The 15,060-nt window shown below is 49.1% G+C and carries 16 protein-coding genes and 1 tRNA gene; 13 read left to right on the forward strand and 4 right to left on the reverse strand.

Annotated elements, in window-relative coordinates:
* Window positions 1-13 precede the first annotated feature (13 nt).
* The 10 genes from ACU52_RS01405 (at window position 14) to ACU52_RS01450 (ending at window position 7,622) form a co-directional block, all read left to right on the forward strand.
* Entirely contained in the window at window positions 14-988 is a 975-nt protein-coding gene (locus ACU52_RS01405; protein WP_021853890.1) for a polyprenyl synthetase family protein, read from the forward strand.
* A gap of 132 nt (window positions 989-1,120) precedes the next feature.
* The gene (locus ACU52_RS01410) at window positions 1,121-1,819 is read left to right on the forward strand and encodes a hypothetical protein (protein ID WP_021853889.1); all 699 of its coding nucleotides are present in this window, start codon (window positions 1,121-1,123) and stop codon (window positions 1,817-1,819) included.
* A gap of 127 nt (window positions 1,820-1,946) precedes the next feature.
* Complete coding sequence (locus ACU52_RS01415; RefSeq protein WP_053397463.1) at window positions 1,947-2,723, forward strand: TatD family hydrolase; 777 nt, start codon at window positions 1,947-1,949, stop codon at window positions 2,721-2,723.
* Window positions 2,724-2,951: 228 nt separating this feature from the next.
* Window positions 2,952-3,039: transfer RNA gene (locus ACU52_RS01420), tRNA-Ser, on the forward strand.
* A gap of 28 nt (window positions 3,040-3,067) precedes the next feature.
* Window positions 3,068-3,994 (forward strand): MotA/TolQ/ExbB proton channel family protein, encoded by a 927-nt coding sequence (locus ACU52_RS01425; protein WP_316936635.1) that lies wholly within the window; start codon window positions 3,068-3,070, stop codon window positions 3,992-3,994.
* Complete coding sequence (locus ACU52_RS01430) at window positions 3,991-4,515, forward strand: hypothetical protein (RefSeq protein ID WP_239684850.1); 525 nt, start codon at window positions 3,991-3,993, stop codon at window positions 4,513-4,515. Before ACU52_RS01425 ends, ACU52_RS01430 begins: the two co-directional genes overlap by 4 nt.
* A gap of 127 nt (window positions 4,516-4,642) precedes the next feature.
* Complete coding sequence (locus ACU52_RS01435; RefSeq protein ID WP_053397464.1) at window positions 4,643-5,179, forward strand: ExbD/TolR family protein; 537 nt, start codon at window positions 4,643-4,645, stop codon at window positions 5,177-5,179.
* A complete protein-coding gene (locus tag ACU52_RS01440) occupies window positions 5,176-5,643 on the forward strand; it encodes an ExbD/TolR family protein (protein ID WP_053397465.1) in 468 nt (155 codons plus the stop codon). The genes ACU52_RS01435 and ACU52_RS01440 overlap by 4 nt, the downstream gene beginning before the upstream one ends.
* A gap of 242 nt (window positions 5,644-5,885) precedes the next feature.
* The gene (locus ACU52_RS01445) at window positions 5,886-6,386 is read left to right on the forward strand and encodes an Lrp/AsnC family transcriptional regulator (RefSeq protein ID WP_021853883.1); all 501 of its coding nucleotides are present in this window, start codon (window positions 5,886-5,888) and stop codon (window positions 6,384-6,386) included.
* Between the two features lie 42 nt (window positions 6,387-6,428).
* Window positions 6,429-7,622 carry a TlpA family protein disulfide reductase gene (locus ACU52_RS01450; RefSeq protein ID WP_082335104.1) on the forward strand — a complete coding sequence of 398 codons (1,194 nt, stop codon included), beginning with the start codon at window positions 6,429-6,431 and terminating at the stop codon, window positions 7,620-7,622.
* Window positions 7,623-7,883: 261 nt separating this feature from the next.
* Here the strand turns inward: ACU52_RS01450 and ACU52_RS01455 are convergent, their stop codons facing one another.
* The 3 genes from ACU52_RS01455 to ACU52_RS01465 form a co-directional block, all read right to left on the reverse strand.
* Entirely contained in the window at window positions 7,884-8,363 is a 480-nt protein-coding gene (locus ACU52_RS01455) for a dihydrofolate reductase (protein ID WP_053397467.1), read from the reverse strand.
* Between the two features lie 187 nt (window positions 8,364-8,550).
* Window positions 8,551-9,345 carry a thymidylate synthase gene (locus ACU52_RS01460; protein WP_053397468.1) on the reverse strand — a complete coding sequence of 265 codons (795 nt, stop codon included), beginning with the start codon at window positions 9,343-9,345 and terminating at the stop codon, window positions 8,551-8,553.
* A 6-nt stretch (window positions 9,346-9,351) separates the two neighbouring features.
* Window positions 9,352-10,779: a methyltransferase RsmF C-terminal domain-like protein gene (locus ACU52_RS01465; protein WP_053397469.1), complete on the reverse strand. Its 1,428-nt coding sequence runs from the start codon at window positions 10,777-10,779 to the stop codon at window positions 9,352-9,354.
* A 469-nt stretch (window positions 10,780-11,248) separates the two neighbouring features.
* Between ACU52_RS01465 and ACU52_RS01470 the strand changes: the two genes are divergently transcribed.
* Genes ACU52_RS01470 through ACU52_RS01480 form a run of 3 tightly spaced genes read left to right on the forward strand, consistent with a single transcriptional unit; the run spans window position 11,249 to window position 12,828 of the window.
* The gene (locus ACU52_RS01470; RefSeq protein WP_147630733.1) at window positions 11,249-11,953 is read left to right on the forward strand and encodes a DUF6249 domain-containing protein; all 705 of its coding nucleotides are present in this window, start codon (window positions 11,249-11,251) and stop codon (window positions 11,951-11,953) included.
* 16 nt (window positions 11,954-11,969) lie between these two features.
* Window positions 11,970-12,506: an RNA polymerase sigma factor gene (locus tag ACU52_RS01475; protein WP_053397521.1), complete on the forward strand. Its 537-nt coding sequence runs from the start codon at window positions 11,970-11,972 to the stop codon at window positions 12,504-12,506.
* A complete protein-coding gene (locus ACU52_RS01480) occupies window positions 12,496-12,828 on the forward strand; it encodes a DUF5056 domain-containing protein (RefSeq protein ID WP_053397471.1) in 333 nt (110 codons plus the stop codon). Before ACU52_RS01475 ends, ACU52_RS01480 begins: the two co-directional genes overlap by 11 nt.
* A gap of 155 nt (window positions 12,829-12,983) precedes the next feature.
* Here ACU52_RS01480 and porE read toward each other — a convergent pair whose 3' ends face one another.
* On the reverse strand, window positions 12,984-15,053 hold the full coding sequence (porE, locus tag ACU52_RS01485; RefSeq protein WP_053397472.1) for a PorE family type IX secretion system protein: 2,070 nt from the start codon (window positions 15,051-15,053) through the stop codon (window positions 12,984-12,986).
* Between the last annotated feature and the right edge of the window lie 7 nt (window positions 15,054-15,060).

The following is a 15,060-nucleotide window of genomic DNA, read 5'->3' on the forward strand; positions in this document are numbered from 1 at the left end:
AACCTTTATCACTATGTTAACGGCAAACGAAATACTACAAAAGATTAACTCGTATCTTGACAACATGCCTTACGAACGTAAGCCGCAGAGCCTTTATGACCCCATTAAGTATGTGCTGTCGATGGGCGGCAAGCGCATACGCCCGTCGCTGGTGCTGATGGCCTACAATTTATATAAGGATGACCCCGAGAGCATATTGTCTCAGGCCTGCGGCCTTGAGATTTATCATAACTACACGCTGCTGCACGACGACCTTATGGACAACGCTGCCATGAGGCGCGGCCACCAGACCGTACACGTAAAATGGAACGCCAATACGGCCGTGCTGTCAGGCGACAGCATGTATGTGCTGGCGTTCAAGCGCATGGCGCAGAGCGCACCCGACAAGGTGAAGCCCGTGCTCGACACTTTTATAGAGACGGCTCTGCAGGTAGGCGAGGGACAGCAGTATGACATGGACTTCGAGAAACGCACCGATGTTACTGAGGAAGAGTATATAGAGATGATACGCCTCAAGACGAGCGTGCTGCTGGCATGCGCCCTGAAGATAGGTGCCGTGCTGGCCGGAGCTTCAGAGAGCGATGCCGACAATTTGTATAAGTTTGGCGAGCAGATAGGTCTGGCCTTCCAGCTGCAGGACGACTATCTTGATGTCTATGGCGACCCGAAGGTTTTCGGCAAGGCCATTGGTGGCGATATCCTGTGCAACAAAAAGACATATATGCTCATCAATGCATATAACAGAGCCGACGAGGCGCGCCGCAATGAACTTGTTAAATGGATTACGGCCACTGACTTTAATCCGGAGGAGAAGATAAAGGCCGTTACTTCGATATATAACGAACTGGGCATCGACCGCCTGGCTGAAGACAGAATAAAGTACTATTTTGAGCAAAGCCGCAAATATCTCGATCTCGTCAGTGTTGACGATGAGCGCAAGAGCGTGCTCCGTGCATACACCGATGCCATGATGGGCCGCAAGGCTTAGGCGGCAGTCTGCTTTAGTTCCTTTGCCCGCCATGTCTTTGTGCGGGATGATTATGCGGATGCCGGCCGGGCCAGCAAGAGGCTTTGCCGGCGTGAGATTTATTTAATAATATTTTTATGTGATATAAAAGAAATGCCATACAGACGACTACCGAAGACAGACGCAGCCCGTTTGAGGGCACTGAAGACATTGCTTGACAACAACGATATCTACACCGTGCGCAACCGCTTCATAGACTGGAAAACCCTTAACCGTGCGCAGCCGGCATACGACAGGCTGCTCACAGCCTCTGAGCAATATAAGGTGAGCTATGCAGCCCAGCTGAGAGGAGCCGGAAAGGGCGACAAACTGCAGCGCAATGCCACGATGTATGTAAGCCATTTTGTGCAGGTGCTTTTGATGTCGGTAGAGCGCGGAGAGATTAAGAAGTCGAACCTCAAGCTGTATGGACTTGATGAGAGTACAACGTCGCTGCCCAACATTAAGACCATATCTGGTCTGATAAAGTGGGGCACGCAGGTTGTTGAAGGCGAGAAAGCCCGGATAAAGAAAGGCGGACGGCCGATATTTAACCCTACGATAGGCATGGTCAGCACTCATCTTGACATATTCAAGGAAAACAACGATCAGCAAAAGCGTCTGCAAGACCGCACCGCTCAGGCTCTTGAGGCTTTGAAGACAATACGTCCGGAGGTAGACAGCGTGCTGTTGGAACTGTGGAATCAGATAGAGGAAAACTTCAAGAATGAGCCGCCTGAGGTGAGATTTGCCGAATGCCGCAAATACGGCATAATATATTATTACCGCAGAAAAGAAGAGCATTTATATTGATTTGAAGCTTTGGTGCTATTCTGCTGAATGTTCTTTCATTGCCGTTTGCCGGCTTGCTGTTGCCTGCTGTTCTTTGCACTACAGCCGTAACGGACAATGATGTCTTAATTGAAAAAATGTTTGGAGAATGAATTTTATAGACACACATACACATCTCGACGGCGAAGAGTTTGATGCCGACCGTGATGAGACAATACAGAGAGCAAAGGATGCCGGTGTGAGCAAGGTGTTTATACCGGCTATCGACATGCCGTCTGTAAGCAGGGTGCTTGCCGTGTGCGACCGTTATCCCGGCTATGCCTATCCGATGATAGGACTGCATCCTGAAGAAGTAAGAGCCGACTGGCAGGATGTATTGAAAGAAATGAAGCCTGTGCTTGATGCCAACCGCGACAAGGTTATTGCTGTAGGCGAGGTGGGACTCGACTATTATTGGAGCCGTGAGTTTGAGCAGGAGCAGCTGTTGGCGTTTGAGGAGCAGGTCAGATGGTCGATAGAGTATCGGCTGCCGCTGATGATACATTGCCGGAAAGGACAGAACGAAATGGTGCGTCTGTTGCGCCGTTATGAGAAGGAACTGCCTGGAGGTGTCTTCCACTGCTTTACAGGCAACGAGAAGGAGGCTGCCGAACTGCTGTCGTTCGACAGGTTTGTACTCGGCATCGGTGGAGTGCTGACTTTCAAGAAGTCTCATTTACCGGAGGTGTTGCCCACGGTTCCGCTCGACAGAATTGTGCTTGAAACCGACTCGCCGTACATGGCTCCGGTTCCGATGCGCGGAAAACGTAATGAGAGTGCCTACGTGGCTTATGTGCTGAAGCGTATGGCAGAATGTTACGGAGTGAGCGAGGAACAGGTGGCTGAGGCTACAAATGCCAACGTAAAGCGCGTGTTTTCAGTGTGATAGATACTGTTGACATAAATGCGAATGACGCTTGGTGCGTTCTTTCTTTCTGCTTATTCTCATTGGGCGTCTGAATATGTCATGCGTGGCAGTATTACATGTGGAAGCCGGTAAAAACTAAAAATATCAAAAATGCCGGCGTAAAGCTAAAAAAGATGTGATTTTATGATGAAAATAGATGGAAAAAAGATAATTTTGCATCCCGTAAACTAAATGAAGTTCAGGTAAGGAAAGGTGCTCGAGTGGCTGAAGAGGCACGCCTGGAAAGCGTGTAAACGTTAAAAGCGTTTCGGGGGTTCGAATCCCCCTCTTTCCGCTTAATGTTTTTCTAATTCATAACAGATATGAGTAATCTGATTGCAAAGATTGCAATAACAACGATCCTCGCATTTTCTATCGGCCATTCGGCGTTTGCTCAGAATGGTGAAATAACCGGGCAGATGAAGTCGAAAGCCGTGTCTACTCTTGCTGCCGATCAGCCCAAGTCGCACAAAACACAAACTCCTGCAGGGAAAGCTGTGGAAGATAACACTGCAAAAGAACAGCAAGACACTGCTGCTCAGTCAGCACCTGCCGACTCGCTAGATCTTGACATGGCTGAAGTGCCTGACTCTACGATGATGCCGGTGGAGAGTGAAGGTTTTCATAAAACACTGAAGGTAAAGTATATTGAAGGCAACGCCGGATTCATGTCGTTTGTGGCACTGGTGCTGGTGCTTGGTCTTGCGTTCTGCATTGAGCGCATAATTTATCTTACATTATCTGAGATAAACGCCAAAAAGCTTATGACCGACCTGGAGCCTCTCATTATGAAAGGCGACATTGAAGGGGCAAAGACCATCTGCCGCAACACACGCGGACCGGTGGCTTCAATCTGTTATCAGGGTCTTATGCGCATAGACGAGTCGATGGATGACGTTGAGCGCAGCATAACTTCTTATGGTTCGGTGCAGGCTGCTAACCTTGAGAAGGGATGTTCGTGGATAACGCTGTTCATAGCCATGGCTCCGTCGCTCGGATTCCTTGGTACGGTTATCGGTATGGTCATGTCGTTTGAGCAGATACAGATGGCAGGCGACATCAGTCCAACTATCGTTGCTGCCGGTATGAAGGTGGCGCTGATAACCACAATATTCGGACTTATTGCCGCCCTGATAATGCAGGTGTTCTACAATTACATACTTTCAAAGATAGAGCACATAACGAGTCAGATGGAAGAGTCGGCCATAACGCTGCTCGACATCATAATGAAATATAAACTTACACGATGATGCGCATCTCATTAAAAAGCATTAGACAACTTTCGGCAGAGCAGATATCCACACGTGTGCTGTATGTTCTGCTTGCCGTCATTGTGCTTCTGTTCGGCGCGTTCTTTCTGATAGGATACGACATTCCGTATGATGAAGATCCGACGTTTAATGCTCCTATGTTTACTGATGCCGTGCTTGTGTTTATTTATATGCTTGTCCTGGCTACGGTGGGCATTACGGCTTATGCTGTGTACAGAAGCATCAAGGGACGCGACAAGACATCTGACACGATCAACAATATTCCGGCGGCTAAGATTGTCTGGCTTACAACAGGCCTTACGGCAGCAAGTCTGTTGCTTACGTTCCTGCTTGGTTCGTCAGAGCCAGTCATGGTCAACGGAGTGAAATATGCTGATGTGTTCTGGCTTAAAGCTACCGACATGTTCATCAATACGGCGTTGATATTGCTGTTTGTTGCCGTCTGCGGCGTAGTGTTCGGACTTTCGGGATACAACAGAAAAGTAAATCTGAATAAATAAAGTGCAGTGTCGTACTGAATATCGCCTTATCAGACATATGCGTTAAGACAAACGGCATGACATCAAATGTGTGCGATATGGCGTACATGCACTTGCATAAAGAAGAATATAACATCGGTCAAAGAAAATGATTCTGAGGCATAACAAACGTGAAGTACCTTTGCTGAACACCACGTCAACGGCTGACATATCTTTCATCCTGTTGGTGTTTTTCCTTATCATGACGTCTATGGACGTGGATAAGGGACTGCAACGCCAGTTGCCTCCGCCTGACCCTGACAAGACCGAAGAGGTGGCTGACATAAGCAAAGGCAACATGCTCGACCTGCAACTTACGTCGTCCAACAAGCTTATTGCTGACGGCAAGCCGCTTGATGTTGCGCAGCTGCGTTCGCGTGTGATGACGTTTGTCGGCAAGACGGCCGACCGCCAGCGTCACATTATATCGGTAACGATAGACCGCAGGACCAGTTATGACCTTTATTTCAACGTACAGAACGAGATAATGGCGGCGTATAAAACTCTCAGAAACAGATATGCACTGAAGACATACGGGCGGGAGTACGAACGTTGTACGGCCGCACAGCGTGAAAAAGTAAGAGAATATTATCCCCAGCGTATAGCTGAGACAACGGTGGCTGAAGCCGAAGGAGGTGAGATATGACAATGTTCAGACGCAGCAGGCGTACCGTGCCGATGCTAAACACGGCTGCATTGCCCGACCTTATATTTACGGTGCTGTTCTTTTTTATCACCGTTACTCACATGCGCCAGGTAACTCTGAAGGTGAAATACAGAGTGCCGGAGGGAACAGAGCTTACTAAACTTACAAAGAAATCGGCCATTACACATATTTATATCGGCAAGCCTACAAAAGAGATGAGGGCGCAGGCTGGAAACAATACGCGCATACAGATTAACGACAAGTATGCAGACATTCCTGCCGTAGTGGACTTTGTTACTGAAGAACGCCGCCGCATGTCGCCTGAAGACGCAAAAATAATGAGCGTGTCGGTCAAGGCTGACCGCGAGACAGAGATGGGAGTTATGAGCGATTTGCGTCAGGCTCTGCGTGAGGCTGGTGCCCTGCGTGTGAATTATTCAGCCGTTGAAAAAAGCAAAAAGTAATTTTTGTTGTTGTAAAGATGTTATAATCTGTTATCAAGAAGTAAAATTTTGCTTTAAATCTATTGCAGAAATGATAAATTTATCATATCTTTGCACAAATTAATCGGTCAGTTGGATTTTGATAACAGCATGTTCTTGCGTCACAGATGCCGGCGTTTGCCGTGGCGGACGTATGGCATAAAAACAAAAGCACTCTTTATCCATGGCTGTATTTATGTTTGTTTTAATCTAAAACTTAGAAAATGGCGCATCACAATTTAGATTCATTAGACAAGAAAATCCTTAGACTTATTGCTGAGGACGCTCGTATTCCTTTCCTTGAGGTGGCTCGTTCGTGCAACGTAAGCGGCGCTGCCATTCATCAGCGTATACAGAAACTCAATAGTCTCGGAGTGTTGAAAGGTTCACAATTTATAATCGACCCTGAGAAAATTGGTTACGAAACATGTGCTTATATAGGTCTGAACCTCAGGAATCCTGAAGATTTTGACAAGGCTGTTGAGGCTTTGAGAAACATACCTGAAGTCGTTGAATGTCATTATACAACGGGCGACTACGATATGTTTATTAAGATTTACGCATTCAACAATCACCATTTGCTCAACATCATTCACGACCGTCTGCAGCCGCTGGGATTGTCACGAAGCGAGACTATCATATCGTTCAATTCGGCATTCGACCGACAGTTGCCTATTGTGGACATACCGGTTGACGATGAGGACGAAGATGATGTAATCGAATAAAAATTTAAACCAAGGCGTAATTGCCTTGGTTAATTTGTTATTATGAGGAAACAAGTCTTATTTATTTTATCTTTATTCTTGGCCATTAACCTTCATGCCGAGAATAAGTTTGTTATTGAAGGAAGTGTAGCCAATGTGCCCGACGGCCTTATCGTTGAACTTCTGCGTAATGAAGACAATGTAGGAATGCTTGTGGCTTCTGACACCTTGCGGAACGGCAAGTTCCGTTTTGAGGAAGAAACTTCGGGTAACGGCACCGACTGGATGTTCCTGACGGCAAGGACGGAAAACTATTACAGCATGATTTTGTATCTTTGGGTGCGGCCGGGAAGTTCGATAAAAATCTCTGCCGACAATCTTCTTGTGTATACATGGAACGTTGAAAGCGATGTGCCAGAGCAGCAGACAAGGAGCAAGATACTTGCAAGTTCGCGCGACCTCTGGAACGAATATCAGATTTTAGATGGAGATTATGACTCTCTGCGCAGCAGGATAAAATCGGGTAAGTATTCCGGTGAGGAAAAGAAAAGGCAGAAAGCGAGACTCGACAGCATGAAGCAGGCGAAAAACATGCTGCAGGACCGCATCTCAGCCGTAGAACTTGAGGCTATGGCGAAGCTTGATGTCGACCAGGCCTGGATGCTGAATTATGTTAACACGGCATACATGGTGAATATCTCCAAGAACAAGGATAATCTGGAAAAGGCTAAGGCTCTCTATGCCTATATACCTGATGTGTGGCGTGATTCCTACTCTGGCCGTGAAGCCAAGAATGTTCTTTTCCCCCAACATGTCGTTGAGGTAGGAGAGGAGGCTGCTGATGCCGACCTGTATGATATTGACGGAAAATTGTGGCATTTGTCTGACTTCAGGGGCAGATACGTGCTTATCGACTTCTGGAGCCGTGGCTGCGGTCCGTGCAAGATGGCCATTCCTGAGATAAAGGAAGCAGCCGACAAGTATAAGGACAGACTTGTGGCGGTGAGCATTTCGGTAGACAATGAGAAGGTGTGGAAGGAGCATTCGGCCACTGAAGGCATTACATGGATGAACCTCAGCGACAAAAATCTCAATACGGGCATTGCCGCTAAATATGGCGTTCGCGGAATACCTTCCTTCGTACTTTTGTCGCCAGACGGGAAAGTTGTCAAGAAGTGGTCGGGCTACAGTAAGGGAGTGATAGAGAAATATATATCCGAACATATCGCCACGGCTGACGTGCCTTCAGGCAAATAGTGTTAGGGCGGATTTAACCCAATTCGGTAATTAAACCGCATATTACTTTATCAGTTTTGTGCATTGATGCTTTCAGCCTGTCTTTTTGTTTCTATTGGCGTCTTTTTGTCAGATTTTCTTGACATAGCCCGATATGCCTGCGAAAAATCTAACGAAAATACGTTCAATATAAAGCAAAATACAGACCGAATTCTAATGACAGATTTGGGGTTAAATGACTATTGGGGCTTATCTTAAAATTGTCTTTGGCGACAATTTTTATTATCTCACATAGTCTACAAAAGCGTATCTGTAGGCATGTTTCTCGTCTATGTCGTGGTCTTCACGCTTTTCTTCTCTCCATCCGTCAAACTCAGGAAAGAATGTGTCGGCATCTTCCGGCGTGTCATCTATCTCCGTAAGACACAACCTGTCGGCACGTTTTATGGCCTGTTCGTAGATGCTTGCCCCACCTATTATATATATGTCCTCGTCGGCAGAGCAGTTGGCCAGGGCTTCGTCGAGCGATGTGTAGCAGTCGCATCCGGCGAAGTCGCGCTTGCTGCGGCTCAGGACGATGTTGCGTCTGTTGGGCAGTGCCCCTTTGGGCAGCGACTCAAAGGTCTTTCGTCCCATTATTATTGTGTGTCCTGTGGTAAGGGCCTTAAACCGTTTTAGGTCGTTTGGCAGCCAGTAAATCAGTTTGTTGTCTTTTCCTATCGCCCGGTTTTGTGCCACGGCGGCAATGATGGTTATTTGCATGATATCTCAGTAGTTAAAGTAGTTATAGTAGTTAAAGTAGTTAAAGCCATTACCTTTGTTGCTGCATTCTGCTGTTGTTATTGTCAATATTCTTGTTGTCGGATGTTTTTCCGGTAAGACTAATGACTTTAACTACTTGGCGAACAACGCGAGCAGTAACTTCTTTAACTACTTTAACTACAGAAATTTATACACTCACCTTTCCCGCAATATGCGGCCAGGGATTATAGTTCTCGAGAGTGAAGTCTTCGTATTTGAAGTCGAAGAGGTCTTTTACGTCGGGGTTGAGCTTCATTACAGGCAGAGGGCGCGGGGTGCGCGTGAGCTGCAGGTCAACCTGCTCAAGATGGTTAAGATATATGTGCGTGTCGCCGGTGGTGTGGATAAACTCGCCCGGCTTTAGTCCCGTCACCTGTGCAACCATCATCAGAAGCAGTGCGTAGGATGCAATGTTGAACGGCACGCCGAGGAATGTGTCGGCGCTGCGCTGATAAAGCTGAAGACTCAGGCGGCCTTCTGCCACGTAAAACTGGAACAGACAGTGGCACGGCGGCAGGTGCATCTGCTCAATGTCGGCCACGTTCCATGCGCTTACTATTATGCGCCTTGAGTCAGGAGTGTTCTTTATCTGGTTGATGATGTTCTTTATCTGGTCTATGTGTCCGCCGTTGTGGTCGGGCCATGAGCGCCACTGATGGCCGTATACCGGACCGAGTTCGCCGTTCTCGTCGGCCCATTCGTTCCATATCCTTACGCCGTGTTCCTGAAGATATTTAACGTTGGTGTCGCCCTTAAGGAACCACAGAAGCTCGTAAATGATAGACTTCAGATGCAGTTTTTTGGTCGTAAGAAGCGGAAAACCGTCGTCAAGATTAAAGCGCATCTGATTGCCGAAGATGCTTATGGTGCCCGTTCCAGTGCGGTCGTGCTTCATAACGCCTTCGGTCTTGATGCGTCTTAGCAGGTCGAGATATTGTTTCATCGTTGTTTATTTTGTTCTGATTATTTCATTGTATTCGTCAGGCACATGACTGCTCTTTACCTTCCATTCTGCCGGGTAAAGGTTGTTAGCCCTGTTGCCTATGTTCTTTTCGAATCCGAGCGGCACGCCGTTGAACTCTACCAGCACGTAGCCGCGCGGCGTGTCGGCCGGTAAGGTTACAGCCTCTTTGCGCAGAAAGCTCATGGCCTGTGCGTAGTTGAGTTCTGCCTGTGCGAAAGTGTCTTTGTTGAGTGCCCTCGACAGGGCGAGAGCCTGTGCCGGAATGATGTCCTTGCCCTTGCTTTCGCCGATGGTTATTCCGGCCGACAATATTTTAAGCGACTTTGCAGCAGCGTCATACACGTCGCGCCAGGCCTTAGGTATGGCTGCCGTGATGTTGTCTGAGGTTACAAAGTCGAATCTGTCAGGGTCCTTAATCCAGTCGCGGTTGCAGCTTGCCGTCTCCTTCTTGCTGTTGCGCTGCTTGTCTTTTTTAGCCTTCTTGTCCTTACGCGGCGTGTCGTTGGCGTCTCGTTCGCCGTTCTTGCGCATCACGGCCATGAATATTCCTTCGCCGCGAGTAAGTCCGGGCAGGAAGCGGTACACAGGCTTGTCGAATCCGCTTAGCAGCGAGCCGGTTATCTTCCAGCTGTCGTCAATGTCAACGGGCAGCAGCTCTGCGCCCAGCTCTTCGGTTATATATCTTATGTTTTCTTCGTCTTCTTTGGTGTTGAACGTGCATGTTGAGTAAATCAGCAGGCCGCCCGGCTTCAGGCACTGCCACACGTCGCTCACAATCTCGCGCTGTAGCCGCCAGCATTTCTCCACGTTCTGCACGCTCCATTCGCTTATCGCCATGTCGTCTTTTCTGAACATTCCCTCGCCCGAACACGGCACATCGGTGAGAATTACGTCGAACATAAGACGGCTCTTGCCGAAGTCGCGCGGATAGTTGTTGGTAACAATCACGTCCTCATGACCGAATTTCTGCATGTTCTCAGCCAGAATCTGCGCGCGCGTCCTCATCGGTTCGTTGCTTACCAGCAGGCTGCCTTCGGGCAGGGCTGCTCTCGCCACGGTCGACTTTCCGCCCGGGGCGGCACATAGGTCGAGCATGGTCAGCGGCCCGTCGGACGCATACTGCCTCATGACACGGTCGAGAAACATCGACGATGCTTCTTGAACATAATACAGTCCGGCATGGAGCAGGGGGTCGAACGTGAAGTTTGGCCGTGAGTTAAGATAATATCCGCTGTCGCACCAGCCAACCTTTCCGTCAGAAAGACTTTCGGCAGGTGAGCCGCTGGCACACTTAAACGGATTGAGCCTTATGCTCACGGGCGGCTCGTCGGCCAGTCCGCGGCTTATGATGCTCCACAACTCGTTGCCTGTAAGCGCTTTAGTGTAATTTATAAAATCTTCCGGCAGTGTCATTTGTTAGACGATTTGGATAATGTCGGCAAAGTTACAAATAATTTTAATGTGCGCAACCAAAAAGGTGTCTTGATTTTTTTGTGCCGGCCCTTATATGCATGCCTTCGTGCGTATGTGCCGTGCCGCAACGCATTTTTGTGTCATGGCGCGACTCTCTTGCGGCGCTTTGAAATGTCAGAGTTTTGCACTGTGTAATACATTGATATTCAGTGCGTTTGCAAAAGGTATGCTTTTGCCTTCTAAAAGGTGCCCTTTTAGCGTGTAATTTGTGGCCTTTTGGAAGGTAAAAGCATACCTTTTGCAAAACCGCCGTTCACGGGCTGTTTTATTGAAGGCGTTTGGTGGCGTTATTCCTGCATGACGGAAGAAATGAGATAAAAATGCATTTTTTTGAAAATTTCTTGTTTTCCGTGCAACCTTTTCACCCTTTCATACGTCTAACGGATAGAACAAAAAATAAAATTAAGATATGAAAAAGTTATTTATCATTTTAGCCATGGCAGCCACGCTGGCCGCTCCTGTTCAGGCTCAGAAGTCGCTCTACAGGCACAATCCGCAGGTGGTGAACAGCCAGACGGCTGCCGACACGGGCGAGGTGGTGGCCTATTCAGACACAACGGGCGCAGCCCGCGACACAAGTGCGGCTCAGACAACAGCCTCAGACGAAGACGAGGCAGTAAGCGTAAAGCAGTTTGACGACGTGTCCGACCCGTTTACGCTCATTGCATATCTGGCCGATTTGGGCGGCCCGGGCAGCGTATTGGTGGCCATTGCCTTTGTGCTGTTGTGCATCCTGGTGGTGCTTTCGCCGTTCCTTTTTGTCGCACTCATCATCTATCTGGTGCTGAAAAACCGCAACCAGCGCTACCGTCTGGCAGAGAAGGCCATGGAGAGCGGGCGCCCTATACCCGATAATCTGCTGAAGAAAGACGACTTCAGCAATGAGGCTCTATGGAAGAAAGGCGTAAAGAACGGCTGTCTCGGCATCGGTCTTGTGGTCTGCTTCTACATCATCGGCGCCAATCCGCTCACCGGCATAGGCTGGCTCGTGTTCTTCTATGGTCTCGGTCAGTGTATCATTGCCCGCACCACAGGCCGCAGAAAGCGCACTGACGAAAGCGATTTCTTCATGGACGATATAAAAGACGAGCCGGACGGCGATAAGGAAAAGTAATATTACGGGGTTGAAGGTGAAACAGCTTAATGACATATCGTTGGTTACGAGGGTGGCCGTTTTTCACGACAAGAAGGCGTTCGACGCGCTTGTCGTGAAATACCAGGCGGCCGTCAGGAGGTTCTTCCTCAGCCAGACGCTGGGTGATGCGCAGCTCAGCGACGACCTGGCGCAGGACACCTTCATCAAGGCCTACACCAACATAGGGCGTTTCAGGGGGCTGTCAGGTTTTTCCACGTGGCTTTATCGCATAGCCTACAATGTGCTTTATGACTACAGGCGGTCGCATAAGGTTACAGACGACGTAAGCTCTGTGCCGGCAGACCGCAGTGTGGCGCAGGCTGACAAGGGCCTGAGCATCGACATCTACTCGGCACTGAAACTGCTGAAAGACGACGAGAGGCTCTGTCTGACGCTGCAGATAATCGACGGACTGTCCGTCGACAAGATATCAGAGATAACCTCACTGCCGCTGGGTACGGTGAAGTCGCATCTCTCAAGGAGTAAACACAAACTTGCAAATTATTTAAAGGATAATGGATATGACAGATAACAATGACGATGTTCTGGTAAAAAAGTTCTTCAGCGAAAACCGCATTGACGTGCCCGACGATGGATTTTCAAGGCGTGTCATGCGCCGTCTGCCCGACCGCACACGGCGCATCAGCCGTCTGTGGACAGCGGTGTGTGTCGTTATAGGACTGCTGATTTTCTTCAGAAACAAGGGCTTCTCGGTTCTTGTGTCGTGCTTCGACGGCATATTCTCAGATGTCCTTGCCCGCCATGAGCAGCTCAACAATCCTCATCTGCTGTTGCCTGTGGCAATGGTGCTGATACTTTTGTGGGGCGTAGGCTTTGCCGTCCGCGAGCGGTGAGCGGCGTGCATGGCGTTTATCTGCGGCTTCATGATATGATGTTGCGCCTTTCCGGCATGGCGGATTATGTGCCCGTGCCTGCCGCCAAGGCGCATATAGCTTTATCAGATACAATAATCCCCGGAACTGCACATGCCGTTCCGGGGATTATTGTGTTACATCTCTATCACGAAGCCGTCGTCTTCAGAGCCTCCGTTATCCTGTTCCTTAGCCTTTGGAGGATTCTTTAGGTTGCCGTTTTCGTCAAACATTCCGTATGTTATTCTCAGCACTATGAACTCGGTGCGGCGGTTCAGCTGGTTGCATATCTCCTGTTTGTCCTTGTCAAGTTTCTTTATAAACTCTTCTGTCAGCACGTCGCCTTCCTTCAGCCACGGATATTTCTCCGTCAGCTTCTTGCGTATCGTCTTCGGTTTTTCCTTGCCGTAGCCCACCGGCGACAGGCGGTCTTTGGCTATTCCGTGCTCTATCAGATAGTTTACCACGGCCTCGGCTCTCTTCTGCGACAGCGTCTTGTTGTATTCTGCGCTGCCCTTATAGTCGCAGTGTGCGCTCAGCTCTATGGTAACGTTGGGGTTCTCGTTCAGCAGCTTGATAAGTTCGTCGAGCGCCTTGGTCGACTCCGGACGCAGCGAATACTTGTCAAAGTCGTAGAAAATGTTGTCTATCAGCACCGGCACACGTATCGATGCGAGCGGAAACTGCAGCACATATTCTTCTGATTCTGTCACCGGTTTCACTCTCAGTTCTTCCTTATGGTTGAGGAAGCCCTTGCATGTGGCAAGCATCATGTAGTCAACATTCGGGCTTATCACCTGTGTGAAAGAGCCGTCGCCCTTCACGTTCAGCTTCAGGTTGGTGCCGTCGCTGCCTATCATATACACCAGGGCATCGGGCAGTTCGTATCCGTCCATCTCGTATACCCAGCCCTTCACGGTCTGTATTACCTCAGGTTTCTCAAAGCTGTATATGTGGTCCCAGCCTCTGCCGTCGCCTCTGTTCGACGAGAAGTAGCCGCGGTTATGCGGACCTTCGAAGGTCATTCCGAAGTCGTCTCCATACGAGTTGAGCGGATATCCCGGGTGTTCAAGCACAAATTTCTTTGTCCTTTTGTCCACTTTGGCTATGTATATGTCGAGTCCGCCGAGACCTTTGTGGCCGTCAGACGAGAAGTAAAGGTCGCCGTTCGGCCTGAATGTAGGGAACATCTCGTTGCCCGGCGTGTTGACAGGTTCGCCCAGATTTTCCACGCCTCCAAGCCCGTTGCTCGTAAGTCTCACTCTCCATATGTCGTATCCGCCTTTTCCTCCCGGCATGTCCGATGTGAAGTAGAGCCATTGTCCGTCGGGCGATACGGCAGGATGGGCATAGCTCGACAGCGTGTCGCGTGTTATCTCGAGGGCCGAAGCCTTGCCCCATGCTGCGTCAGAGCGGTTAGATGTTACAATGGTTGCATATCTCGGATAGTTCGGGTCGGTGGTGCATTGTGTGAGATACATCTGACTCTGGTCCGGCGTAAAGCAGCATGCGCCCTCGTCAAACTCAGTGTTGAGGCCTGAAACAATGGCTTCCGGCTTGCCCCATTTGCCCTTGTCGTCCTTCTGCGACACAAATATGTCGCCGGCTTTGGTGCCCGTTATGCCGCTAAGTTCGTCGCCTTCGGCCTCGTTTCTCGTTGAGGTGAAGTACAGTTGGTCGTATTCGTCACCGAAGAGCATGGGCGAATAGTCGGCCCGGCGCGAGTTGAACACGTCCATCTTCTTTACTATATATCTCGAGCCGGCTTCCTTTTCGGCCTGTGCTGTCTGTGCCGACAGCAGTCCGGTCTTGGCAAGTTCGTTGTCGGGAAGTGAGTCGAGCACGAGCTGAAACTCCTTTGCAGCCTCCTTGTAGCTGCCGTTTTTCATCAGCACACGTGCAAAGGAAAGGTGCGTTTCTATGTCGGCCTTGTTGTATCTTATCGTGTTCCGGTATGCCGCAATAGCCTTTTGTGTTGAGTTTATGCGGTCGTAGCATCCGGCAAGTTTTTTTGCCCGTTCGCCTCTTTTGTCCTTGTCTTTAGGCGAAGTCTTGTTATACGCCGTCTTAAATTCGGCCGCAGCGTCGTAATATTCACCCAAGGCGAGATATTTCTCGCCTTTTTTCATGTAGTGATCGGCGCCGCACGACGCTGTAAGCAGCATCGTAAAGCATATTATTATGAGTGTGTAAAGCTTTTCTTTCATCACGAAA

It is taken from the genome of Xylanibacter rarus (assembly GCF_001275135.1).
GTDB classification, from domain to species: domain Bacteria; phylum Bacteroidota; class Bacteroidia; order Bacteroidales; family Bacteroidaceae; genus Prevotella; species Prevotella rara.

What these genes read in the sequence shown, in the direction of transcription:
- ACU52_RS01405 (WP_021853890.1), top strand. Translation starts at nt 14, where the DNA reads ATGTTAACGGCAAACGAAATACTACAAAAGATTAACTCGTATCTTGAC.
- ACU52_RS01410 (WP_021853889.1), top strand. Translation starts at nt 1,121, where the DNA reads ATGCCATACAGACGACTACCGAAGACAGACGCAGCCCGTTTGAGGGCA.
- ACU52_RS01415 (WP_053397463.1), top strand. Translation starts at nt 1,947, where the DNA reads ATGAATTTTATAGACACACATACACATCTCGACGGCGAAGAGTTTGAT.
- ACU52_RS01425 (WP_316936635.1), top strand. Translation starts at nt 3,068, where the DNA reads ATGAGTAATCTGATTGCAAAGATTGCAATAACAACGATCCTCGCATTT.
- ACU52_RS01430 (WP_239684850.1), top strand. Translation starts at nt 3,991, where the DNA reads ATGATGCGCATCTCATTAAAAAGCATTAGACAACTTTCGGCAGAGCAG.
- ACU52_RS01435 (WP_053397464.1), top strand. Translation starts at nt 4,643, where the DNA reads ATGATTCTGAGGCATAACAAACGTGAAGTACCTTTGCTGAACACCACG.
- ACU52_RS01440 (WP_053397465.1), top strand. Translation starts at nt 5,176, where the DNA reads ATGACAATGTTCAGACGCAGCAGGCGTACCGTGCCGATGCTAAACACG.
- ACU52_RS01445 (WP_021853883.1), top strand. Translation starts at nt 5,886, where the DNA reads ATGGCGCATCACAATTTAGATTCATTAGACAAGAAAATCCTTAGACTT.
- ACU52_RS01450 (WP_082335104.1), top strand. Translation starts at nt 6,429, where the DNA reads ATGAGGAAACAAGTCTTATTTATTTTATCTTTATTCTTGGCCATTAAC.
- ACU52_RS01455 (WP_053397467.1), bottom strand. Translation starts at nt 8,363, where the DNA reads ATGCAAATAACCATCATTGCCGCCGTGGCACAAAACCGGGCGATAGGA.
- ACU52_RS01460 (WP_053397468.1), bottom strand. Translation starts at nt 9,345, where the DNA reads ATGAAACAATATCTCGACCTGCTAAGACGCATCAAGACCGAAGGCGTT.
- ACU52_RS01465 (WP_053397469.1), bottom strand. Translation starts at nt 10,779, where the DNA reads ATGACACTGCCGGAAGATTTTATAAATTACACTAAAGCGCTTACAGGC.
- ACU52_RS01470 (WP_147630733.1), top strand. Translation starts at nt 11,249, where the DNA reads ATGAAAAAGTTATTTATCATTTTAGCCATGGCAGCCACGCTGGCCGCT.
- ACU52_RS01480 (WP_053397471.1), top strand. Translation starts at nt 12,496, where the DNA reads ATGACAGATAACAATGACGATGTTCTGGTAAAAAAGTTCTTCAGCGAA.
- porE (WP_053397472.1), bottom strand. Translation starts at nt 15,053, where the DNA reads ATGAAAGAAAAGCTTTACACACTCATAATAATATGCTTTACGATGCTG.